1 protein-coding gene is annotated in these 243 nt (G+C 45.7%); it reads right to left on the minus strand.

Features of this window, described 5'->3' with window-relative positions; genetic code table 11:
- A partial coding sequence (locus tag AAEY83_RS17920; protein WP_351061385.1) for an SDR family oxidoreductase occupies window positions 1–243 on the minus strand: 243 nt, incomplete at both ends.

Below are 243 nucleotides of genomic sequence, written 5' to 3' on the forward strand. Positions count from 1 at the left end.
TGTAATCAGAGTCTGGACCCGCTAAATATGAAACAAAGTTGGCGACATCTACAGGTGTTTGCGCACGACCAAGGGCAATGCCTTTCACGTATTTATTATAGGTTTCACCTATTGGAGCCCCAGTAATCTCAGAAAAACGTTTATCAATCTCGACCCACATATCGGTTCCGACCACACCAGGGCAATAAGCATTGACTGTAATACCTGCGCTAGCATATTCCTGTGCTGCAGCCTGAGTTAACG

The sequence above is a fragment of the Psychrobacter sp. TB20-MNA-CIBAN-0197 genome (assembly GCF_040309765.1).
Classification (GTDB): domain Bacteria; phylum Pseudomonadota; class Gammaproteobacteria; order Pseudomonadales; family Moraxellaceae; genus Psychrobacter; species Psychrobacter submarinus.